This is a genomic window from Candidatus Thiodiazotropha sp. AKIB8 (assembly GCF_058244675.1).
The window spans coordinates 145,535-169,226 of the sequence record NZ_JBSYOO010000049.1 but is presented as its reverse complement, the minus strand read 5'-3'; the positions used below and the strand labels follow the sequence as shown (position 1 = coordinate 169,226).

Annotated in this window: 18 protein-coding genes; 4 read left to right on the top strand and 14 right to left on the bottom strand. The window is 48.6% G+C overall.

The annotated features are described in order from the left end of the window. The first annotated feature begins 602 nt into the window (after window positions 1–602). Together AC4IFB_RS17530 and AC4IFB_RS17525 are read left to right on the top strand one after the other, a co-directional pair. Complete coding sequence (locus AC4IFB_RS17530; RefSeq protein ID WP_490780863.1) at window positions 603–3,770, top strand: bifunctional YncE/alkaline phosphatase family protein; 3,168 nt, start codon at window positions 603–605, stop codon at window positions 3,768–3,770. A 129-nt stretch (window positions 3,771–3,899) separates the two neighbouring features. Then, window positions 3,900–5,924, top strand: coding sequence for a TonB-dependent receptor plug domain-containing protein (locus tag AC4IFB_RS17525; RefSeq protein ID WP_490780862.1), 2,025 nt, complete (start codon window positions 3,900–3,902; stop codon window positions 5,922–5,924). 94 nt (window positions 5,925–6,018) lie between these two features. Here the strand turns inward: AC4IFB_RS17525 and AC4IFB_RS17520 are convergent, their stop codons facing one another. The 8 genes from AC4IFB_RS17520 to AC4IFB_RS17485 form a co-directional block, all read right to left on the bottom strand. After that, complete coding sequence (locus AC4IFB_RS17520; protein ID WP_490780861.1) at window positions 6,019–6,285, bottom strand: hypothetical protein; 267 nt, start codon at window positions 6,283–6,285, stop codon at window positions 6,019–6,021. Window positions 6,286–6,777: 492 nt separating this feature from the next. Next, window positions 6,778–7,629 (bottom strand): transglutaminase family protein, encoded by an 852-nt coding sequence (locus AC4IFB_RS17515; protein ID WP_490780860.1) that lies wholly within the window; start codon window positions 7,627–7,629, stop codon window positions 6,778–6,780. Between the two features lie 117 nt (window positions 7,630–7,746). Continuing rightward, window positions 7,747–8,892, bottom strand: a complete 1,146-nt coding sequence (locus AC4IFB_RS17510; protein WP_490777779.1) for an ABC transporter permease — start codon at window positions 8,890–8,892, stop codon at window positions 7,747–7,749. Then, window positions 8,889–9,821: an ABC transporter ATP-binding protein gene (locus tag AC4IFB_RS17505; protein WP_490780859.1), complete on the bottom strand. Its 933-nt coding sequence runs from the start codon at window positions 9,819–9,821 to the stop codon at window positions 8,889–8,891. The genes AC4IFB_RS17510 and AC4IFB_RS17505 overlap by 4 nt, the downstream gene beginning before the upstream one ends. Further along, window positions 9,818–10,759, bottom strand: coding sequence for an HlyD family secretion protein (locus tag AC4IFB_RS17500; protein WP_490780858.1), 942 nt, complete (start codon window positions 10,757–10,759; stop codon window positions 9,818–9,820). Before AC4IFB_RS17500 ends, AC4IFB_RS17505 begins: the two co-directional genes overlap by 4 nt. A 33-nt stretch (window positions 10,760–10,792) precedes the next feature. After that, on the bottom strand, window positions 10,793–11,398 hold the full coding sequence (locus tag AC4IFB_RS17495) for a HupE/UreJ family protein (protein WP_490780857.1): 606 nt from the start codon (window positions 11,396–11,398) through the stop codon (window positions 10,793–10,795). Continuing rightward, window positions 11,395–11,982, bottom strand: a complete 588-nt coding sequence (locus AC4IFB_RS17490) for a HupE/UreJ family protein (RefSeq protein WP_490780856.1) — start codon at window positions 11,980–11,982, stop codon at window positions 11,395–11,397. Before AC4IFB_RS17490 ends, AC4IFB_RS17495 begins: the two co-directional genes overlap by 4 nt. 240 nt (window positions 11,983–12,222) lie before the next feature. After that, a complete protein-coding gene (locus AC4IFB_RS17485) occupies window positions 12,223–12,711 on the bottom strand; it encodes a hypothetical protein (protein WP_490780855.1) in 489 nt (162 codons plus the stop codon). A gap of 33 nt (window positions 12,712–12,744) precedes the next feature. Between AC4IFB_RS17485 and AC4IFB_RS17480 the strand changes: the two genes are divergently transcribed. Then, complete coding sequence (locus AC4IFB_RS17480) at window positions 12,745–13,659, top strand: hypothetical protein (protein ID WP_490780854.1); 915 nt, start codon at window positions 12,745–12,747, stop codon at window positions 13,657–13,659. Between the two features lie 492 nt (window positions 13,660–14,151). Here the strand turns inward: AC4IFB_RS17480 and AC4IFB_RS17475 are convergent, their stop codons facing one another. The 4 genes from AC4IFB_RS17475 to AC4IFB_RS17460 form a co-directional block, all read right to left on the bottom strand. Beyond that, window positions 14,152–16,116 carry a diguanylate cyclase gene (locus AC4IFB_RS17475; protein ID WP_490780853.1) on the bottom strand — a complete coding sequence of 655 codons (1,965 nt, stop codon included), beginning with the start codon at window positions 16,114–16,116 and terminating at the stop codon, window positions 14,152–14,154. 460 nt (window positions 16,117–16,576) lie between these two features. Then, a complete protein-coding gene (gene opgC / locus AC4IFB_RS17470; protein ID WP_490780852.1) occupies window positions 16,577–17,755 on the bottom strand; it encodes an OpgC domain-containing protein in 1,179 nt (392 codons plus the stop codon). A 227-nt stretch (window positions 17,756–17,982) separates the two neighbouring features. Continuing rightward, window positions 17,983–18,270: a hypothetical protein gene (locus AC4IFB_RS17465; RefSeq protein ID WP_490780851.1), complete on the bottom strand. Its 288-nt coding sequence runs from the start codon at window positions 18,268–18,270 to the stop codon at window positions 17,983–17,985. A gap of 54 nt (window positions 18,271–18,324) precedes the next feature. Continuing rightward, on the bottom strand, window positions 18,325–19,140 hold the full coding sequence (locus AC4IFB_RS17460; protein WP_490780850.1) for an AraC family transcriptional regulator: 816 nt from the start codon (window positions 19,138–19,140) through the stop codon (window positions 18,325–18,327). A 125-nt stretch (window positions 19,141–19,265) separates the two neighbouring features. Here AC4IFB_RS17460 and AC4IFB_RS17455 point away from each other — a divergent pair, with 125 nt between their 5' ends. Beyond that, window positions 19,266–19,835 carry a carboxymuconolactone decarboxylase family protein gene (locus AC4IFB_RS17455; RefSeq protein ID WP_490777789.1) on the top strand — a complete coding sequence of 190 codons (570 nt, stop codon included), beginning with the start codon at window positions 19,266–19,268 and terminating at the stop codon, window positions 19,833–19,835. A 161-nt stretch (window positions 19,836–19,996) separates the two neighbouring features. On the opposite strand, the gene AC4IFB_RS17450 is transcribed toward AC4IFB_RS17455, so the two are convergent. Next, window positions 19,997–21,166: a KamA family radical SAM protein gene (locus tag AC4IFB_RS17450; RefSeq protein WP_490780849.1), complete on the bottom strand. Its 1,170-nt coding sequence runs from the start codon at window positions 21,164–21,166 to the stop codon at window positions 19,997–19,999. Window positions 21,167–21,592: 426 nt separating this feature from the next. Then, entirely contained in the window at window positions 21,593–23,614 is a 2,022-nt protein-coding gene (locus tag AC4IFB_RS17445; RefSeq protein WP_490780848.1) for a TonB-dependent receptor plug domain-containing protein, read from the bottom strand. Between the last annotated feature and the right edge of the window lie 78 nt (window positions 23,615–23,692).

The following is a 23,692-nucleotide window of genomic DNA, read 5'->3' as shown; positions in this document are numbered from 1 at the left end:
GGTTCTCGTAACCAATCGATTTTATTCTATACTTTATGCTCGTTTCCATTCACGATGACTTTCCCGAATTTAATGCGGATAGGCTCCCATTGAGTAGCGAAATGGAAACATGAATCGATTAAATATTATTAACAGTTATGTGACACCCGTAAAAAATATTTTGTTAGAAGTTTTGATGGGATATATATCACTGCGAAATCTACATGTTGTAGATATCAGTTACTATTAAATATGGGGTGTCCTTGAATTAATGCTTGAATTATTTTTGAAATTATTTGCTTCACCATCGGTCACCCCTCCCAACCTCCACCACGATGGGGGGAAGATACGATTCCCCTCCGATGAGTGTTGAATAGATACTAAAGAACTATCCACCAGCGCCCCGATCTCTTTCATCAGGTTTCATAAAAGCTTACCTAATTCTTCAATGATCCATCACGGGACTGACAGATTTTAATTCCACAATACGCCTCGGCAAGGACAGACCGATAACTGATTTTCTGAATTACTCCTCCATATCACTGGAGCAGGTCATACGTTGCCAACCCAACGCTGCTAGACGTGCAACATCAACAGCCATAAGTAGGCTAAGAGGATTAAACATGGGCATACTCACTCCCTTCCGAAAGCAAATAACACACGCCACCCTGAGTGCCATGCTCGTCATGGCGTCGGGCGGACTGGCTGCCAGTCCGTCTGAACACGAAAGTTCAAGTGACATGGATTACATCGCCGCGGAATTCCTGCCGACCGGCCACTACATCACACCCTTGGCCGTGCCTGGCTCGAATCAGCAGCTGCTGAATCCCGGCCTCGAAGACTACCCGGATTTCATCGCCGGCGGTGCGCTGAACTCCGAGCTCAGTCCGGACGGCAAGACCCTGGCAATCGTCGTCGCTGGTCACAACAATGTCTATACACCAAACGGTGATCGCTACACCAGAACCCAGTACATCTTTCTCTACGACGTCGCCGGTAAGAACAAGCAACAGCCCGTGCAGAAACGGGTCATTCAGCAGGAGAATACCTATACCGGTCTGGTCTGGGCCCCGGACGGCAAAACCTTCTATGCCACCGGTGGCAGGGACGACAACGTCTATGTCTATTCCAAAGACGGTGATCTGCTAAGCACCATTGCCCTGAACCATGTAGACGCGGCGGGTGACCTCCAAGGTGTCGGCATCAGCGTACTGCCCAACGCCGGCGGCCTGGCCATCTCTGATGACGGCAAGACCCTGGTCGTGGCCAACAACTACAACGACTCCATCAGCGTGATTGATACGGTCAATGAAACGGTTCGCTACGATCACGACCTGCGCCCCTTCTTCGAAAACAATGAAGGTATCGACGGTGTCCCCGGCGGCACCTTCCCCTTCGCGGTCCTTATCAAGGGCAACGACACCGCCTATGTCACCGCCAACCGCGATCGTGAGGTGGTGGTCATCGATATCTCCTCCACCGAGGCCGGTAGTCTGATCACCCGCATCAAGCTCAACGGCAACCCTCTGGGCATGACCCTGGACAAAAAGCAGAAGAAACTCTATGTCGCCCAGGACAACTCGGACGAAGTCGCCGTGATCGATACCAAACGCAACAGCATCATCGCAGTCATCGATGCCCGCGCCCCGGCTGAAGTGCTGGCGAAAATGGACGGTGGTGACAAGTCCGAACGCAAACGCAAACGCAAAGGCAAAGGCGATGATGACGACGAGCGTCAAGCCAAGCGCGATAGGGACAATGACAATGACGATGACGATGACGAGCAAAAAGCCGTGCGCCACACCGGTGTATCTCCCTTCGCCGTGACCATCTCCCCGGACGGCAAGACACTTTATGCGGTCAACGACGGCGCCAACTCGATTGCGGTGATCCCGCTGAAGGGTAAACGCGCTAACCAGGTCATCGGCCTGATCCCCACCGGCTATGCACCCCGCGACATCACCTTCAGCGCTGACGGCAAATGGATGTACATCATCAACGGCAAGAGCGTCACCGGCCCCAATCCCGGTCATCTGAGCGGATACACCTACGGTGTGACCAGCAGCCGCTATGCTGACGGCGTCGTGCTGGATGAAAACGGTGAACCCGTTGAAGCGGTCAAGACCTCCAGCTATCCGCTGCCTGACGCCTGTCTGGCTGACCCGGATTGTGCGGCTGACAACGTGCTCGCCCGCGACAATGCCCGCGGCACCAACGATTACCAGTTCCAGCTGGAGAAGTCCTCCCTGGTCAGCGCTCCGGTACCTGGTAAGCACACACTGCGCAAGCTGACCCAGCTGGTGGCGCAAAACAACTCTTACACCTCGGAACAGGACGAGCAGAACAAGAGGGTCATGGATTTTCTTCGAAATGAGATCAAACACATCATCTATGTGGTGAAGGAAAACCGCACCTTCGACCAGGTGCTGGGCGATCTGGATAACGGCGCCGACGGTGAACCCCGCCTGGCCATTTTCGGTGAGGACATCACCCCGAGCCAGCATGCCCTGGCACGCCAGTTCATCACCTTGGACAACTTCTATGACCCGGGTGACGGCAGCATGGACGGCTGGTCCTGGACCATGCAGGGCCGCGTCACCAGCACCCAGGGGCTGACCCAGCAGATCAACTACGGCGGCCACGGTCTGTCCTATGAATCGGAAGGCAGCAACCGCAACGTGCCGGTCAATTTGGAGACCATCGAGGAACGGGATGCGGTTGTGGGTCCTGAAGGAACGACCGTCTACACCGATGCGGCTACCGCCGAAGATCTGCCGGGTGGCGTAGAAAACCTCTTGGCCGGTACCGGCAACCACGCCTCCACAGACGCGTCTTTTGGTGAACAGGAGGGATTCATCTGGAATGCCGTGCTTGAGGCTGGCGGAACCGTGCGCAACTACGGCTTCCCGGTGCATAATATCGGAGACCGGGTGGAAAATCCGTATGACGCCGGAGAGGTTCAGGTGGGTTCGCGCATTTCCTCGTTACCCCGCGCCGATTTCACCAGCACCGGTGACGAGCTGCCCGCCGGTAGCACCGACGTCTACTTCCGCGGTTACGACCAGGCCTATCCAGATATGTGGCGTTACGCCGAATGGAAGCGTGAGTTCGACATGTATGTCGAGAATGGCAAACTGCCCAACCTGTCACTGGTCAGAATCAGTCACGACCACATGGGCAGCTTCGGTTCGGCCCTCGCCAGGGTGAATACCCCGGAGACTCAGCAGGCTGACAACGACCTGGCCCTAGGCAAGATCGTTGAGGCGGTGGCCAACAGCCCCTATTGGAAAGACACCTTGATCATCAGCATCCAGGACGATTGCCAGGATGGTCCGGACCATGTGGATTCACATCGCACCACCACCTACATGGCCGGCCCGTACGTGAAGCAAGGCAAGGTCATCGGTACCTTCTACACCCAGGTCAATGTGCTGCGTACCATCGAGGACATCCTTGGTGCGCCGCATATCAACCTGAATACCGCCAGTCTGCCGCCGATGGCTGATGTGTTCGATATCCACTCTTCACCGAAATGGAACTATGAAGCCGTGGCCTCGACCGCTCTGATCAATACGGACCTGGACCTGGCAGGCACTGCCATTGCGAAGGGGCCCGTGGTCAAGCCGATTCACGACGCGGAATACTGGGCCAGTGTGACCAGCCATCTCGACTTTTCCGAAGCGGATCTGATTATCCCGATGCACTACAACAAGATCCTTTGGGAAGGCCTGATGGGCAATCAACCGTATCCGAGAATCCACTCCCGCTGGGACTCGGCCAAGATCGACTAAAGGCGCCGACCTTTAATTGATAGCGGCAAAATAGGCAGGGGGCGTGGATCGAAAGATTCCCGCCCCATGCTTATGTAGGGAAGCCTATGCAATCGTAGGGAAGCTATGAGCAGGTTTTGATAAGTGAGAATGACGATGCACCGAAGTTTACTGATTTCAACATCCTTGATAGGTCTTGGAGTAACCCTGCTTGCCCCCCCGGGCACTGCGGAAGAGGCCTTGCCTGAAATGGCAGTCACCGCCACCCGTGGTGAGCGTGAGCTTTTCTACACGCCCCAGGCGGTGACCCTGATCGACCCGCTGGAGATCGAACAGACCAATGCCCCCAGCACCCCGGATCTGTTCGACTTCGCAACCGGAGTCTATATCCAGAAGACCAATCTGGGCGGCGGCTCCCCATTCATACGCGGCCTCACCGGCAAGCAGGTGGTGATTCTGGTTGACGGTGTTAGGCTCAACAACTCGTTTTATCGTTTTGGTCCGCACCAGTATCTCAACAGCATCGATCCCAATAGCATCGAACGCATCGAGGTGGTGCGCGGTCCCACCTCGGTGCTCTACGGCAGTGACGCTCTTGGCGGCACCATCAACATCATCACTAAGAAACGCGACGATTTCTTCAGCTCCCAGGATGTAGATGGGCTGCTGCACGGCTTGTATGACTCTTCTGTGAGTGGCGGTTCGGCCCGCGCTCAGGTGGAGGGCAACAGTGGAAACTTTGGTTTCATCGGCGGCGTCAGCCGCAGATATCTGGACGATCTGGAGGGGGGTGGCGACATCAGCGAACAGACGCCCAGCGGCTATGGGGAGACGGATGCGGATCTCAAGTTCAACTGGCGGCTTAGTCAACAGCACGAACTCATCCTCGCCAGCCAATATATGCGCCAGTACGACGTGCCCAAGACCAGCGAGGTGACCCTGGGGGACAAGCTCAAATTCAACTACGAGCCACAGGAGCGCCACCTGACCTACCTGGAGTACCAGGGAAGGGATCTAACACTTTTCAGTGGGGTCAAGGCGAACCTCTCGTACAACCGCCAGAAAGAGGGGGAGGAGATTATCGATGGGGACGCGCCGACCCTGGAGACCCGGGAGCTCACCGACGTGAAGACCCTCGGCGCCAGCCTGCAGTTATCCAACAACCTGAACGCTGCCAACCGCCTGACATACGGCCTGGAGTACTATCGGGATGAATACGACACCAAGAAGGATGTAGAGGATCTGACCACGGGTGTGGTGACCTCGGTGATCCCCGGAACGCCCGACGGTGCGGAATACACCAGCTTAGGTCTCTACCTGCAGGACGAGATCAGTCTTGGCGAGCGCACCGATGCCATACTCGGCCTGCGCTACAGCTCCTTCGAGGCGGACGGCACCCTGGTGACCGACACCCAGACCGAATCCCTCAGCCTCGACACCAGCAAGGTTACCGGTAGCCTCAACGCGCGCTTTATCCTGACCCCCGAGCTCAATCTGGTGGGGGGCGTCGCCCAGGGCTTTCGCGCGCCCAACATGGAGGACTTCTTCGGTCGGGTGGACTTCTTCAGCGAGATCCCCAACACGGATTTGAAGCCAGAGGAGTCCCTCAGCTGGGAACTCGGCCTGAAATACCGGGGTGGGGACACTACTGGAGAGGTCTACTACTATCGCACCGACTACAAAGAGTTGATCGAACGGGTCGAGGTGGCCGATGGGATACAGCAGCGCCAGAACATCGGTGAGGCCTGGATTCACGGTGTGGAGGTGGCCTTGAGCCAGTGGTTTGACAACCACTGGAGCCTCACCGCCACCGCCACCTGGACCGAGGGTGAAGACAAGGAGACGGATCGACCGCTGCGCCGCATCCCTCCACTCAACGGCAGTCTGCGGCTTCGCTATACCCACGACGACCGGCTGTGGACCGAACTGGATGGACTCTTTGCCATGAGGCAGGACCAGCTCTCCAACGGCGACATCAGCGATGCCCGCATACCCGATGGCGGCACCCCAGGCTATGGGGTGTTGAGCCTCAAGGCAGGCTACAATCGTACCCTGGACGAGCAGCTGCTGGTTACCCTGGAGAACCTGGGCGACAAGGAATACAAGACCCATGGCTCAGGTCTCTATGCCCCGGGACGCAGTCTGCTGGTGAGCTATCGCATAGCACTCGACTGAGCCTTTAGCACATGATGGAAAAACCGGCAGGTGATACGCCTGTCGGTTTTTTTGAGTGGGTTCATGAATTATAAATTAAGTCATCTAACTAAATTCACAAAAAATTCACCCCAGATTTATCACCGTGATCAGGGTTGGTCATCCGAATATGGTTTTCGTATGGGATGTTGAGTAGCCCTTCAAAGAGTGTTTCGTGTGCAATTCCAAGGTCTGGATTTTTCGCAATGGATTTTTTGGATGTCCCCGAATGTTGAAGACTTGATGATAGACATAAAGCAGTCTCGCTCTGCAATTTGGCCAGGGCTACAATAAATGTTGAAAGTGCTGAAATATTTTCGGTTGGGATATCAATCACTATCAAGAGAACACTGCCAGCCCTTCGACTCTAAAGTTTCAATGAACTCAACAGCGTTCCGCTTACAATAAGTATCATCATTTTCAGCTTTCCATAATGTACGCGGCATGACGTTTTCATTGGGCTTTGTATAATAGACTTTGCAGGGTAACTTGTTGGGTTCGTTTGGATAGAAGATAACCACGTTCCTTGTTAACTCCCCATAGTGGCAGATCCATGAATTTGCAAAACTCACAGATGGCATCATAAGGATGGCTAGTAGGAAAAGCCATGCCTTGTTAATCAGATTCTTCATGATATCTCTCTATATACTTTCAAGCATAGACCGTGCTTCTAGTATAATTTAGCATCAGACATAATAGTAATTACTTAAACCTGATTTACTTGGAATGACTCTATTTATTGTGGCGAGGAAAATAAGAGCAAAAAGGTTATTGGAATTTTGCTGATGCAGAATGTCAAGTGTAGAGTTTTCAGTTACACAGTTTGTTCAATCGACTATAGCGGGGTCATCCAGACCCCTACCTCAAGTTTTGCATTTCCTGGGCCGACATAGCTCCCCTCCACAGGAGGGACATCTGCTGGAGAATGGGATACAGCTACCGATACATGATCACTACCAACGATCTCCCCTGTGGTGGGATCGAACCCCTTCCAGCCAGGGCCTGGTAAGTAGATCTCAGTCCAGGCATGGGTCGCGCCATAGTCTTGGGGAGAAGGTGGGGTACAGAGATATCCACTAACGAAGCGGGCAGCCAAGCCCAGCTCACGCGCAGCTTCCATTAAAAGTGCAGCAAAGTCACGACAGGACCCACTACCCAGTGTCAGGGTGTTCTCTGCTGTCTGTACACCCGGCTCTTCACGGATCTGATAACGCATGGCCTGGTTTATGTGGCGGGTTAGTCGCAATATCAGTTCATAGCTCTGCAACTTTTCATCTGCTTGCCACAGGTTATCGATCCAGGTCTTCAGCGCATGGCACGAAGTTCCCTGTGGTGCCTTCAGATAAGGTGAGAGTACTTTCCTGTCACCATGCGTATAGTCAAATGGAAAATTGATGGCATAGTCAGAGACCAGGAAGTCGAGGGGAGACTCGTTATATTGCTGAATTATGACTTTGCTCTCTATGACCAATTGGCTGGCAGGCTGGTCAAAAGTTGCAATCGTTACAGAGTTATCCTCAGCATCCCGCTGCCAGTGTAGTTCTGCAGAAGGGGATATTTCGAGTGTGGAGGATTCAATCCGCAGTTCGTGGCCCTCCCGTGGCCGCAGTCTTAGCCGATGAGGGCCAAGTATTACTTCTTCTAAGAAGGTGTAGTAGGTGCGGTGGAGTATGCTGTAACGTTGCATGGCATTGGCTTCAACAGGGTTTTATGTTGTCTCTGTAATGAGACGCAGGAGAATAAGAGATATGATAGCTCAGTCATAAACAGCCTTATACGTGTTTACGCTACTATTTCACTCTTATCAATCCAATCGTTTCTTGAATCTTAGTGACGCAATAGCCAGTCCGACGAGTGTGAATAACGCTAACCAGTAGATGTCCGGTGCCATATTGATAATCTCAACATCCTTTAAAACCACACCTCGAATCAATCTCATGAAATGGGTTGCAGGCAGTGCTTCGGCGATATATTGTGCAGCTACAGGCATCCCTTCGTATGGGAACATAAAACCGGACAACAGTATAGATGGCAACAAGACAAATATAGTCATCTGCATCGATTGCAGCTGGTTCGAAGCAATGGTCGAGATAATCAGTCCCAGGGTCAGACTGGCTGTGATAAATAACAAGGTCGCGCCTGCCAGTTGCAATAGAGTACCATTGATCGGGACATTAAAGAGAAGATGCCCTAATCCCAGTATGATACAGACCTGGACCGCCCCGATAATAATATAGGGGACGATTTTACCAATCATCAATTCGATCGGGCGAACCGGAGTGGTGATCAGCATCTCCATATTTCCCCGCTCTCTCTCCCGGACAATGGCGGCAGATGTAAACATGATCATGGTCATAGTAAGAATAATAGCGACCAGCCCCGGCACGATATTGACCACGGTACGTTGCTCAGGATTATAGAGTAGTGTAACTTCAAAGGTGGGAGTCGATCGGTTGGCCGGTTTATCCAGTAACTCAACTAAAGGCATCCCTCTGAGGCTTTTGATCGCCGAGGCAACAATGGTATCTGATCCGTCGACTAACCATTGAGCAACAGGCCGGCTGGTTTCCGCATCAGTGGATGCCGGTGAACCCAAGCCAACACTGGGGTTACGCACAAGCCGTTGACTGACATCCTGGGGAATGATCAGAACTGCCCGTACTTCAGTAGTGGCGATTGCCTCTTCTGCTGTAGCTATATCGCTAAAGTGTTTGGTGAATGTTACCACTTGTGTGGCACTGATAGTCTGAATTAAAACCCGACTCAAACCGCTGTGGCTGTAGTCGACAACCCCCACTGGCAGGTGGCGGACATTGGTATTGATCGCATAACCAAAAAGGAGTAGTTGGATAAGCGGAATCATGACGATCATGCCAAAGGTCATTTTATCCCGCTTCAACTGTAGAAGCTCTTTTGCTGCAATGGCGCCTATCCGTACAAAGGGATTCATGGTCTGGTTCTCCCTTCTCCTGTGCAGGTCACAAACACATCTTCCAAGCTGGGACGAACCAGTGATAATTGATCTTCCGGCTTAACCAATGGCTGTTGGGATAAAAAGCTAATTGGATCGGCAATGTTGTCGTTAATCAGGACTCTCAAACGTGCACCCAGCTGTGCCGCAGAGATTATTTCGGGTTGAGAAATGAGCGTCTGTTTTAACTTGCGCAGGTTTGATGAACTGATCTCAACAACTTTTGCACCCATCACACGCATCAGCTCATCAGGGCTGCCATCAGCTCGTTTAATGCCATTTTCCAAAATCGCCAATGCATGACAGCGTTCTGCCTCATCCATGTAGTGGGTAGATACAAGAATGCTGGTGCCCTGGTCACTCAGGTCAAACAGTTGCTCCCAGAATTCACGGCGGTTTTCAGGATCCACCGCCGAGGTGGGTTCATCGAGAAAGAGAAGCTCTGGCTTATGCAGTGTTGCAGCTGCTAAGGCGAGTCGCTGACGCTGGCCGCCGCTCATACTGCTGGCTAACTGCTTTGATTTGCTCTGTAAGCCATAAACAGTCAATAGCTCTTCGATACGCAATTTTTGGGTGCGGACTGATAGGCTGTATATGCTGGCAATGAATTTTAGGTTCTCCAGTACGGTGAGGTCATAGTAAAGCGAAAACTTTTGGGTCATATAACCGATATGCAGACGCAGTTTCTCGGCATCATCGGGGAGTGAATATCCTAGAACCTGAACCATTCCAGAGCTGGGTTTTAACAGTCCGGTCAACATACGGATGGAGGTGGTTTTACCACAACCATTGGGGCCTAGAAAGCCATATATTTTCCCTTTCTCCACTTCTAGATCGAGGTTTTGCACCGCTTTTAAATCACCAAAGTTGCGGCTGAGTTTCTCCGCTCTGATGACAAAGTCGCTCATGGCAGTTCGACTTGTGCCGGGATACCATTCGGTAGTCCTGACTGGCTGTCGGGTAACTCAACCTCTGCCAGATACATTAGCCGGGACCGCTCCTCCTGATTCAGTGCATAGTAGGGTGTAAAGGCTGGCTCCGATGCAATCCAGCGCAAATGGCCGGTTATGGAATGTTCAATACCATCAACATGGACAACAAGAGAATCCCCCACTTTTAGCTTTACTCTGTAGGGCTCTGGGACATAGATGCGTGCATGGGGTGTTTTGCCCGCCAGGACAATTGCCAGGGGACTACCGATAGAAACCCGCTCACCAAGATTCCAAGGCAGATTGTCCAGGATGCCGTCGCGGGTTGCGATAATGGTTAAATCTGCCAGACGTTTGTTCTCAATTGCCAAGGTCGCTTTTGCACCATTCAGAGAGGCCTCTGCTGCCCGCAGATCTTCTTCGCGAGTACCATTGGTGAGTATCAGTAGGGCCTCCTGAGCACTTTGTAAGCTGGCCTGGCTGGCATCTCTTGCAGAGAGTGCTCTATCCAGCTCTGACTGGCTCACCAGCTTTTGCTTTTTCAGATTAAGGATTCGGGCATAGTTGGATTGGTTCTCAGTCAGAGATGCACGGGCACCTTCGACATTGGCAGTTGCCGCTGCAACTTCTTCTTCCCTGGCGCCATTTCTGAGTTTTTCAAGGTTTGCCTCTGCCCGCGCGAGTTCAGCGCTGGCTTTATCTACTTCGGCCAGCTGAAGGGTATCATCAAGCTTTACCAGCAGCGTTCCTTTTGTTATCTGGGTGCCTGCCGGGACAGGCAACTCAACCACTATTTCGCTGGCAGTTGCTGTATGCGCAATACGATCACGTTCCAGCGTTCCCAGGGCTAGGTTCTGGGATGATCCATTACACGCAGTCAGAAGAGGTAAAATTAAATAGAGGAGCTTGCGCATCATTTAAACCTATTTAACGATTTGGAAAATGAAGGGCTATATGCTGGCCCTAGTGGAAGCAGTTAGCGCAAACACCAATAATGCGCTCGCCGCTACCCATGAGCCGAGTACTCTTATCCCTACTTTTTGCCAAGAATGTTTCTTGAAATAGTCTGCAAAGGCCATCGGTTGTAGTAACAGCATAGAGAGTCCCACGAGGCTGCCAAGTAGAGATATCAATTTGTCCACTCCTGCCACTGTGTCGTGTACTGAATCCAGTCCTAGTATAAAACCGGCCGAAGCTCCGAAAAACAGATGCCAATGCTGAGTAAGCGAGGGTTTAGTTGCTACCAGTAAACCGATAATCAATGTCTCACCTAGTAGAATTATATCAACTTCGCAACCAGTAGCGTAAGCGGAAGCTGCAACGCCGACTACTGATGAGGTTAAGAATATCTTTAATGTGTTTAAATTATTATTTGACTCTTGCTGGCCGAGATAGAGTCCTAATGCAATCAACAACAGAAGATGAGACGGTACGAAGAGAGGATGCAACAGACCATTGATAAAGCTGTTAAGGCCATGAACTGAGCTATGCGCAAATGCCAAATTGGGTGTGACAAGCAATATCCATGTCACTGTTGTACGCAATCCGTTGATCATACAACTCCGGTTAGGAAACCCACACCAACCAAAGCGATCATCCCTCCGCCCGCTTGGACTGCAATTTTTCCAACCGGCCACCGAACCAATAATCCAAAAGCGATGCCTGACAGATGAAGTAACCCCGTTGCTACGACGAAACCGACACTGTATGCAAGTGGATCAGCGGCGTTTGGTAACTCTGCGCCATGGGCATGGCCGTGAAATATAGCAAATGCAGCAACGATAACAGCTGCAATCAAGATAGGTGGACGAACTGCAAAGGCAACCATCATACCCAATATAATCGCAGAAGCTGCAATGCCGGTTTCAACTGCAGGAATAGGTATCCCCATCACGCCAAGTGCACCACCGAATGCCATAACCAGTGGAAAGACGACAGGAAGAACCCATATTGCAGGCGTACCGAGAAATGCGCCCCACAGACCTACCGCCACCATGGCAACAACATGATCCCATCCGTTAATGGGATGGGTAAAACCACTGAGCAAGCCTCCAGATATTCCGCTACCTGTATGTGCACTCACTATGCCTGTAAACATGACCAGTATGATTGCTAAAGAGAATCTATGAATTTGTCTCATTTCGTTGCTTACCTTGAATGAAATGTCTATCTATGACTGATGTTATTTGCGAGAGTAAAATTTAATCTTGATTGGCAGGGGAAAGGGCTTATATTGTTCATCTACTTCGATCTGTGACGAAAAAATTAGCAGTGTTCCACTGCAACCTTAGGGGCCATATACCTGGTTGCACCCCATCCGTTTTACCTGGCAAAGAGCAATATCTGCTTCGCGAAGTAGGTGTTCGGAGCCTCCCTCAGCCTAGGGTGCCATGGAAGCAGTGCCGGCACTCATGGTAACCACGATACCTGCTGAGGAGTGCTCATGTCTAATTGCCAGTACTTCCACCGCGCTGCGGAACTTCTCACCATGGCGGTCGGTATCGGACGGAATGATTATAAACTCTTCTCCTCCATAGCGCTTAGGCTTGAGCGGTACGAAGCAGAATAGGGGGGCAGTGTCCACTGTCCCACTTACTTTAACTATTACGGTTGTAACTGATTCATTGCTGTTTATTATTCTGTCAGGTAGTGGATCAGCCATGCGTGCAGTCAGCTCAGCATTGGTGCTGGGTAGTAACAGGCAGAGCTCCTCTCCCCCCAAACGCCCCAGTTTGTCACTGTTTCTGGATATCAGTGCAAGCTCTCCCGCGGCGAAATGTTTGAATATTTCAAAATTTACAGAGGAACGAGTGTTCGTTGTAAACGTGAAAATGTCACAGACAAAGGAAAAAAACCGAAGTAATGTCATCCACGATGTGATTACTAACCAAGGTGGCGTCAAATGAAACTACGTGATTCGAATAGGTCCAAATGGATTGTTGCTAGTATCGCAATCTGCATTTTCTCATTATCTCATACGGCACAAGCAGATATATATGAAGTTCTAAAGGAGTTGCAACTTAAGCGATTCAATGACTTATTGAAAGAGCGGTATCGCAATAATTCACAATTCGATTTGCCAACAATACCGGTAGATCAGATTTTTACCTGCGGTCTCTACTATAGCAATACGAATCAAGTTAGTAGTAGTACATATATTTTCGATTTTAGAGATGATGGGACGCTTACACTCAATTTCGGATTGAATAATTATCAGACGGTTACCGGTAATGGCCATTATACTGCGCGGCCATGGGGTGGGCTGACATACTTTGATGCCCATGCAACATATGTTATTCCGGGGGTTGGAACCTTTCAGGCACAGTTCAACTTGAGTAATATCCAACAGACCAACACGCTAGGTATGATTCGGTATTTCGATGCCTCTGGGGAAGTAATCGAGAATGGTTCATCCAATCCAATTGAAATGTTCTGTCAGGCGGCCGGCCACCGATATAATGCCACAAGTAACTATCTTCGCTTCGTCTGTCCCGATCAAGTCACTGAAGCAGGTGTCTATGAAAACACATTCGAGTTTAACTCTTTGGTACCGGGTCAGGCATTTCGCCAACGGAATTTCTATCCTCACGGGTCTAGCAGCCCCATCATTGAGCGTAACGAGGTTGGTATCTATTTTCGTACCGGCAACGACATACAGCTAGATTTTACTGTTAACCCGGTCCTGCGATCCGCTGGTGTCTATAGTGAATTCAGTGATTTCAATGAATTGAATGCACATATCGTAACAAACGGTAATCAGTTGCAAATGGTTGTTGACGAATTTCCAGTGGGTGAAAATGTCTGTATCCAGCAATGATCAGTGGTAGTTTTATTTGTATTTGAACTAACTATTTAAGTTTCTATACTTCTACCCTGACGTTTGGCGATCAGTTAATAGATTAAGGATGTTGTTTTGATAAGGCCACTCATTGTATAAAGCTTAGTGCTCCTGGATTCACAGGTAACTGGGGATAGATAAGGATATTCAGACTATTATGATGTGTTTAAGGTTTGCATCTAAGCTTTTACAATGAGTGATCTATAAATTCAAAGGTATTTCGCACTATTTACACTGGAGATGGAGTAATCTTATCCATTAAATAGCTAACAACATAAGCTGCAAGTGTGTAGAAAATAGGATAGGGGGATATATAGGAATCACAGTCAACTTTACAGTTTAAAATAACGAGTAAATTGACAGTCAGTCCGATTCAGACCTCGACACAGTTTGAATTCAGGCTGCTCCTTATCTCTTTAGACTTTGAATATCCTTCATGGGTTATCAACCTCGAGGGGCAGAGTTGTTCAGCTACTTCGGCCGGTAACTAATGACCCTGTTACGTCCCTCATTTTTAGCCTGGTAAAGGGCCTGATCAGCCTGATTGAGTAATGTGTCGATGCTAGCGTCCTTGTCGATCAGTGTTGCTACCCCTAAGGAGACGGTGATGTGAAATGGTTCTACTCCGTTGGGTGATACTTGTGTTGAGGCTATTGTGGCACGAAGACGTTCGGCAGCCTGTATAGAGTGATCGATATCGGTATCAGGCATCAGTATGGCAAACTCTTCACCGCCAATGCGACCTACAATGTCTAAATCACGCAAACAGGTGAGACAGACTTGTGCTAGCTGTTTCAGAACTGTGTCACCTACCTTGTGTCCATAGCAGTCATTGATTTGTTTGAAATGATCAATGTCCAGCATAAGAATTGACAGCTTTCCACCATGACGATGCAGTCGTTTAAGTTCTTTTTCTGCCTGTTCCAGAAAATAGCGCCGATTAGCCAAATTGGTCAGATAGTCCGTATAAGCACGGCGCTCCAACTCATCATAGGCATATCGATTTTCAATAGCGATTCCAGCGAGATTTGCAGCAAAGCTTAGACGTTCAGTGTCATCAGCAAGCGGACTTTGAGGTTCAGTATGGTAGGCAGCAAAAGTGCCTAGAACCTTACCCTGTGAGGAGATGATCGGTTCCGACCAGCAGGCTCCCAGATTGGCCTGATCTGCCAGTTTGACATAGAGTTGCCAGTATTCATGAGTTCGAATGTCTTCAACGATTACACGCTCACCCAAATAGGCTGCGGTACCACAGGATCCAATGCCCAAGCCGATTTCAAGTCCATCTATGGCTTGGTTATAAAAGTCTGGGAGGTTGGGGGCCGCGCCATTGTACAGGTGTTTACCGTCTTCATCGAGCAATAGAATGCTGCACCTCAAGGCCTTATTCTCATGCTCTATCTGTAGAACAATGGCATTCAGAATTTCGCTTAAGCCGATTCCTCGGGCTACCATTTCAAGTATTGCATCCCGTGCCTGTTTGCGCTGCTCCAACTGCCAGTGTTCGGTAATGTCTGAGAAACTGACTAATCTATGTCGGCCAACCCACGAAGGGCGTATGATGGTGCGTCGGATATCTCCATTTTTACAGGTAATATCGGTCTCTAGTTCGGGAGGGCGAGAGCCAGTATCACGAGCCAGGTCTGCCTGTTTACTCCATTCACGGACCACTGTGTCTCGATAGAGTACATCGGGATAGGCTCGTCGAAACCAGGACTCAAGATCCGGCAAATCATCAAGTGTGTAGCCAAATAACTCAGTGAACTTATGGTTGATATACTCGATGCGTTTTTCATCATTTGACCATCCGATGGCAACCGGGGAGAAATTCAAAATGTCCTCGAGCTGCACACGTCTTTCGGCATGCGCGTTGAGATCCTGTTCCAGTGAGCTCTGGCGGATTCTTGCTAGTCCACTGGCTGCAAGCATTTTTGCCATTTCGACCATAACCCCCATATAGGATTCAATACGTTCCTTGCTTACTATGGGGATAGCCTCTATGGATTCCAGATAGGTTTTCTCATCAAAGTCGAAATGTTCGGCTTGGCTTTTAAAAAAGTTCATATCCGGTGGATCGTGAAGTACCTGTCCGAGAAATAAGGTCGCCAGTTGCTGGCCCTCGATAATCACTGGAGTGGCGTAGTCCATCAAGCCATTTTTACATAACCCACCGACTACGTGTCCTTCACTGAGGCCGTTCATTATAAGAAGATTGCTTTCTCGACAGCGCTTTTCGGTTTCGGGTTGGCATCGATGAAATTGCGAACAGGCATTTTTCCTGCTCGACATGGATATCAATTCGCCATTTGCTTCTACTACACCATTAGGTATGCCAGTTGCCTGAAAGAAACTTTCCAGCATGCGTGTGAATGCCGGCATATCAACGAGATCGCGAAAACGGTAAGTGACACTATTCTCTGTAGTTACAGAATGCACAGTAGCTACCAATGAAATGAGTTTCTATAACTTGAGTGTAACAGATAGAAGGATATTTATACGCCAGGATTCAGTGAAACTCAGCTATCATTCACCTTTTCAGGTTAACGCTAATTTCATTCAAATGGTTTTGTTATGTTATTGAAATATAGTATGTTTTCAGTGATATCATATGCAGGCATTCAGTGTGTGAAGCCCTAATGGTAAGCAAATACACAGGGGGGGATTTAGTTTCCTGATATATTCAGTCATAAGTAGTGCCTCATAAACTAACCCAGGAAGATTTTCCGCAAAAAAACTCGAAATATGGATTTCCGTGTTTAGGTCATTTGCAAATAGCTACGGTTATTTTTCTTAAGTGAGCGTCGTTGGTAGAGAGTCATTTTCTACCAGTCCTAGCCTGCACACTAAGCGATGCTGTTGCATGCACTGAGATTGCTGAAAATAAGTGACATCCACCTCAACGTGGTATCCAATTGAATAGAATACGATGTTTAACCATCAGCCAGATCAGCGCAATTGCTGAAGCATGCACCATGGTACCCAATAAAAAGTTACCCTCAAGAGGAATCGGTAGATTGCTTACCAGCAGAATCACATATATATGTATCGTAAACACATACAGAGAGGCTTGGCCCAAAGGGATCAGTAGCCAGCCCAGAGCTTTGTCAAAGATCGACCAGTAACGGGATAATAGGATATACATGGTGATAAACAGTGCGGCATTGTTCAACAGGCGCCCCGGTCCAAGGAGAGTTTTGTCGAACCAAAAGCCGTGCAGATAGAGGTAAGTATTGGAGGGAATCAGTGACAAGGTCGGCCATGGCCAGAAAAGAGGATCTGGCGCATTGAAGGCCAAGAGGATAAATCCCAGGCAAACTATTGCTGCCAGTCGTCCCATCCAGCTAGATTTTTCCGCTACCAGCCAACCCAGTACCTGTTCACGATAAAAGCCGACAATCACTCCATTGAAGAACAGTAACTGCCATGTTAAGAGTGGAAATCCCAATTCGAATCGTGCGGGAGTGAGGTGAAGGAATAAGAATAAATTGGCTATATATAGACCCCAGGATATCAATAGGAGTCTAACGACATAGCCTTTAATCAAGGCCAGGATTGCCAATGGCGCCAGACTTAACAACACAACATAGAGTCCGATGATCTGGAACTGATGGGGGCCAATTTTCAGCATCAATGTTTTCCATAACCATGTCCACCACGGGGTCGGTAATACTGGATAGAGATCATAAGCCTCGGTTCGTACTGCTGGCACCCACCAATGACTTACATCGTGCACATCGATAAAAGACAGCAGACCTAAGAGGGGGATGCTCAGGATAACGAAAATATTTACACGGTATAGTTTGAACGCACGTCGCCAAAGATATTTGGATGTTGGAAGCAGTCCCTCGGTCTTTGCACGATTTCCATAGACTATTCCCACAACAATGCCTGAGAGTAGCACAAAGCCTTCTGCGCTAGAGATGATGCCAAGGCGCTCCCAAGCCAGTAAAGAAAACAGCGAGTAGTACTCCAAGTGCACTATCACCACATAAATCATGATCAGGCCACGCATGAAGTCCAGACGAAGATCTCTTTTGTTGAGAGCTGGATATGCCCAGCGGTTGTTTCTTTCCATATTGATATTATTTTTATGAGAGATGTCTTTCTCAGATAATCCTTGGTCAAGTGAATGCTGTAACGCATCGCATATGCCAGCATGCAGATTGCCACCTACTTTATCATCCCGCTCTGTGATCCGACCAGATAAGCGGAAAGAATACACTCTTAACAATACATGAGTTCACTGAGCTTGAACGGAACTGATCCTGGGTTCAAAGAAACAATCAAGCGGCATGCTGATTTCTATTTTTTTTGTTTTTGCTCCATGTAGTGAATAAATGAACGCTCCTCATGGTCTGGGCGTATTTGAAGATAAACTACCAACACAACGACCACTACTCCAACCCCCACTAAGCTCAATGTACCGAGATAGCTGAACTGATAACCTAAAGCCTCGAAATAAAATCGGTCTCCTTGACCGGCAATAATTCGTTTGACCAACATACCGACAAAGCCAGACAAACCCAATAAGAAAAGAAGCAAGCCAGCTATAAAACGCTTTCTCGGAAATTTTGGATCAGAATACTTCAAAATAGCGCTCCAATTTATTCATTTTCGAATGCAAATTTATCATTCTTATCAATTTTATTGTTCACTTAACCAAGTGCGTGGACTCTTTCCAAAATGGTGTGTAAATGAGCGGCTGAATGAAGATTGACTATTGAATCCTAAATCCAGTGCAACTCTCCCTATGGATTGACCATTTGTCAGTGATTGAGTCGCCAGACTCATACGCCACTGATTCAGATATGCAAGCGGAGTCTGTCCAACCACCAAATGAAAGGTTTTAGCAAACTGGGTCCTGGACATTAAGGCAATCTTGGACAACATATCCAAATTCCAACTCTTAGATGGATCATCATGCATTGCCATAAGCGCTAAGCAGAGTTTTTGATGAGCCAATCCAGCCAAGGCACCATCGGTAATAGAGCTCTCTTCAATCTGCAACCGAATCAATTGAATTATGAGGATTTCACACAAGCGATCCACTATGGCACTTTGCCCGCAACCTGGCTGCAGGGCCTCATAAAACAGTAAATTAATAGTCGATGTGAGTAGTTGAGAACCTTCTCCCGTGTGTAGCACCATATCGGGAAGACTCAGGACTATAGGGTTGTACTCTGCGCTGGAAAACTTCACTGTGGCACAAATCACTTCCACCGAACTGTTGGAGTCAGTGCAAATTGTATGATCAATAGCCTTTGGGTAAAAGACGACACTTGGTGAGGCCAGAACTTCTGATATACCTGCATGAGAGACCTGCAGCTCTCCTCCCCTGCAAAGGTGCAGGTGGCCGACACCCTCTTTCGGAAAGTGATGATTGCCACACAGACTTCCAGAATAAAAGGTACTCGCCTTGAGGCTAAACTGGGCCAGTAGCCCGGAGAGTCGATCTTCCATGCAGCTCCATAATTTGGTACGAAATGACAAGTATAATGCACTTAATGTGACATATAATTCAAGTATTACCTCTAAAATAGCAGTCACTGCTAATATTTATCCCACAAATTGGGAAGGAAACAGAGATGACTGAAGGCTATTTATTTAAAGAACTACTACCCGTTCAAAGTGATAGTGCAACACCTGCTCAAGCCAAACTGCTGGCTCAAGCTAAGGCAGCAGTTGGTTTCATCCCAAATATGTACCGTGGCATGGTAAACCTACCGGGTTATCTCGACACTTATCTCCATGGATATAGACTTTTTCGTGAACAAGGAGGGTTTTCTCCCGCTGAGCAAGAGGTAGTTTTTCTTGCCGTCAGCAAACAGAATGGTTGTAACTACTGTACTGCTGCACATAGCACTCTAGCAGCCAACTACTCAGGAGTGCCGATGGATGTTTTAGAGTCCATTAGATCAGACAGTCCTATACAAGATGGCAAAATGGCTGCGCTTTATGCCATGACGGTTGAAATCACAAACACCCGGGGACACCCTTCACCTGCAACAGTGAAGGCATTTTTCGAGGCGGGTTATAGTGAGAAAGAAATTCTGGCCATTACTTTAGCTGTCTCGGTAAAAATATTAAGTAATTACAGTAACCACTACTTTGACACGCCTGTTGACGAAGTATTTTCCGCCTACAGAGTCAAGTAGCTGTTTACAGAAGTGACACATGCATACCTAAAGATTTGGGCCAATCACTGTTAAAGGGGGGGCGAGTCGACTTGAGAATGGACTGAGCTGCTAGAGAAATGCACTTGTTTTGTTTCGAGGAGGCTCACGCTATAGGAGCTATCGACTCCGACCCCTTCAGGTTACAGGCTGATCTCTTGCATATCGTCAAGCCATCCGGCCTTTTCATCCAACTGCATGATTTTTATTTGGCTCCCTTCATGGGGCTTTTCTGGTCTGGAGTGGATGTGTTTTAAAATCAACTTGTCGTCGACTCTACCGCATATCTCGATTTTTCCGATGTCATGGCCCATGATGAACTTGAATCGCTTTGCGTAACCATCCAGTCGCTCTCTGGCCTTGTCGACAATATCCACGCCCCTTCTCAATGGTACTTGGAAATGGTGCCTGACACGGGAAACCGGCATACATTGGTAGAGGTAGTATGGATTAACACCAATCTTAACCAGACCGTTCATCAGGGATTCGATATCGTCGACACTATCGTTGACCCCTTCCAGAAATACCGCTTGATTATTAACTGTAACGCCTGTTTCACGTATTCTGAGCACGGCTTCTTTCGCTATATCTGTAATTTCACTTACATGATTAAAGTGAGTAGGCAAATAGAGGGACTTCTGCCTGTTGAATTCCCTGAAAGTATCAAGTAACTCGTCGTCGAAGAACCGCATCGGGTAGACCACGGGTGTTCTGGTGCCGATCCGAACGTAATTGAGATGATCTATATCCACTAGACTCTCAAGAATTTTCTTGATTCTGCTGGTGTTGATCAACAGAGGATCCCCACCCGAGATTACGACGTTTGTTATCTCCTTGTGCTCCCTGATGTATTCTGCGGCACGTTGAAAATTCTCTACTGTTCTGTCATTGGGCAGTCCAACAATCGCTTTTCTAAAGCAGTGTCGGCAATACATCGAGCAGTAGTCAGTGGCTACAACAAGTGCAGAGTAGGGATACTTGTGTAGGATACCGTTACCCTTGTTGTGTTTTTCATCACCATAAGGATCCTGGGTTGTTTCTCCCATCGATCCGGCAACCACCAGCTCCTCTTCACTGGGAAGTGCCATCTTTCTGATCGCATCCCCTTTATCAGTTTCATCAATGAGGCTTAAGTAGTATCGCGGTATGTTCATAGGGTGATTATCAACCACCTCTTTTAACGTCTTCTCCTCTTCATCTGATAATTCAATATACTGTTTCAGGGAGTCGATTGAATTTATGTTGTTCTTCAGCTCTTTCTGCCAATCGATCGCAGTCCAGTCTATGTTCTTCAGTTCGTTGAGTTTGCTCATTGAGTTCAGCTGTAACCTAGAGGGCCTGTGACATCAATACACAACCCGGATTGGGTAACACTTGCAATCTTGATTCTCACCAAAGAAAACGTAGTGTTGAGTCTGATGGCGACTAATTGGATTAGCTGTCGAAGGCTTATGGAAGGGATTTATCTGTAAAATATTCCTGCAGATACAGACAAAATTTGGTTGGATTGTCAATCAGTGTACTAAATTTTAGCTTATCAAGCAAAACGTGTACTTTGTTAGTCTGTAATAAATTTAAAAGGCAAACCAAAATACAATGTTTATAAGATATTATTTAATACCTCCGGGGTCGGAATCGAATCTAGAGTGGAGTGACTTGCTAGAGAAATGCACTTGTGTTGTTTTGAGGTGACTCAGGCTATGGAAGCTCTCGACTCCGACCCTTGCCAGGCGACCCCTTCAGTAGCTTGTGGTGATGCCAAACGAGATTAACATAGGCAACTGGTAGATTGGATCTCTGTCAGTGTAGTCAGCACTGTATTCATAACCACTGACATTCTTCTGACCATAGGCGTTGATTAACTCAACATAGGCAGTTGTTTTCTCACTGAAGCTGCGGCTCAATCGCAGGTCCAATCGGTGATAGTTCGGCATGCGTTCCGAATTGATATCGCCATAGACTGCAATATAGCGACCATCTCTATCAGGATCTTCGGTTGCACCAGTGATCGGGGTGTAGGGTGCACCAGAGTGATACCACCACTTTGCACCGACTTCCCACTTATCGTTGATATGGTAATTACCGACCAGGGTAACTGCTACGGGCTGATCGTACTCGAAGGGAAAGCTTTCATCTGTTGCGGTATTGGTACGCTCTGCTTTGGATAGGGCCAATGAAAGCCAGCCTGACCAACGATCTGTGCGCATCTTGCGTAGGAATAACTCGACACCGGCAGCTTTACCCTCTCCAGAGTTGTTATATCGAGTGATTGGATCACTGCTGACCAGATTCTCCATCACCTTGTAGTAGATTTCTGATTTCCACTCCCAGCCATTCACGCCAATATGTTCGATACCCGCCACGTAGTGTGTGGCGTCAAAATGAGTCAGTTGAGGATTACCAAAGACCTTTTCCACTTGGTTAAGAGCTGGCATTTGATGATAGCGCCCGTAACCAACACTGTAAGTCCAGTCTGATGGCAGGGAGTATTCGATATGTAAACGTGGTTCGAGAAAACTCTCATCGAGATAGTCTTCATGTTGTCCTGAAAGGCCTGCTGTAAGTGCGAGTTGTTGAGTGGGATACCAATTCTCTTCGATGTAGAGTTGTTCAGAGGTAACTTCTATCTGAGCTTCGCTACTGAGTTGGTCAGACTCGGTGTAACTGCAATCGACATCGAACTCAGTGCACCCTGTATCACGGAACTTTATGTCGTAATCTGCGCGTAATCGGGTCACCTGTCCGCCAAGGGCGAGAAGGTGGTCGGTGCCTAAGGGTTGGGTCCATCGCCCTTTGGCGTATATTGTATCTGTTTCCAGATCCCAATCGCCTACTGATGCAGCTTGAGCAGTGATCTCACTATTCATGTGGCCGATAGCAAGTGTTGGAGTGTTGCTTCCGGGAGTGCCCTCCCAAACCAATCCCTGGCTGTGGTAGGCGATGTCATTGCTGTGAGTGCCAACCAGTACTGGTTCGTTTTGAGCTGCTTTGCTATCGGAAGCAAGTTTCACCTCCATTTCATCACTTGCTCCAGTAGCCTGGAGTCTGATGCGACTGCCATTTTGCAGCTGCCAGAGATATTTTCCCTGATAGTCTGTGTAGCGGGGAAATTGTACGAATTCGATACCATCCTCGTTATCTTCCACCACATCTTCTAGTAGCAGATCCATATAGCTCATACGTCCCGCCAGATAGAATGAGTGACCTTCACTGATTGGACCTTCAAGCAACACACCGGCCTGGAGCATGCTGACGTCAAAGGTAGAGGTAAAGCTATCGTTGTTCGGATCACGCAGGCGGGTATCGATCACTGCACCAGTTCCGCCGACATATTCGGCACCGTAGGCAGCCGGGTAGTAATCAAAGCTCTCTACCAGTTGTGGGTTGAATACACTTACAGTGCCGCCGGCGTGGAACAGATAACCTGAGGGAAGGAAATCAACAAAATAGCTATTATCCTCGGGGCGGGAACCACGGATCGCTGGGTCGGCGCTGGTGTCGTCATTGACGATCACTCCCGGCAGTGCCTGCATGGCGCGCATTGGATCGCTGCCAGCACCAGGTATCTTTTCCAGGGTTTTGCTATCAATGTGGTAACCGAGGGGAGGTGCTGACTCGAGACTTGATGGTTCCTGGTCTGGTGTTACGGTCATTTGTTCCAGGTGTTCCGTCTCCTCAGCGCTAGCAACCCTGACCAAGCCAGTCAGGATGAGTAGCAGGCAACCTGGCGAGATAAATCCATTGATGATTCTACTAACCATTTTTCCTCCATGAAGAAGTAATAATAAGGGTGCCTCTATTAACTGCCAATGACAAATAGAGTATTCGCCTTCGTCAGT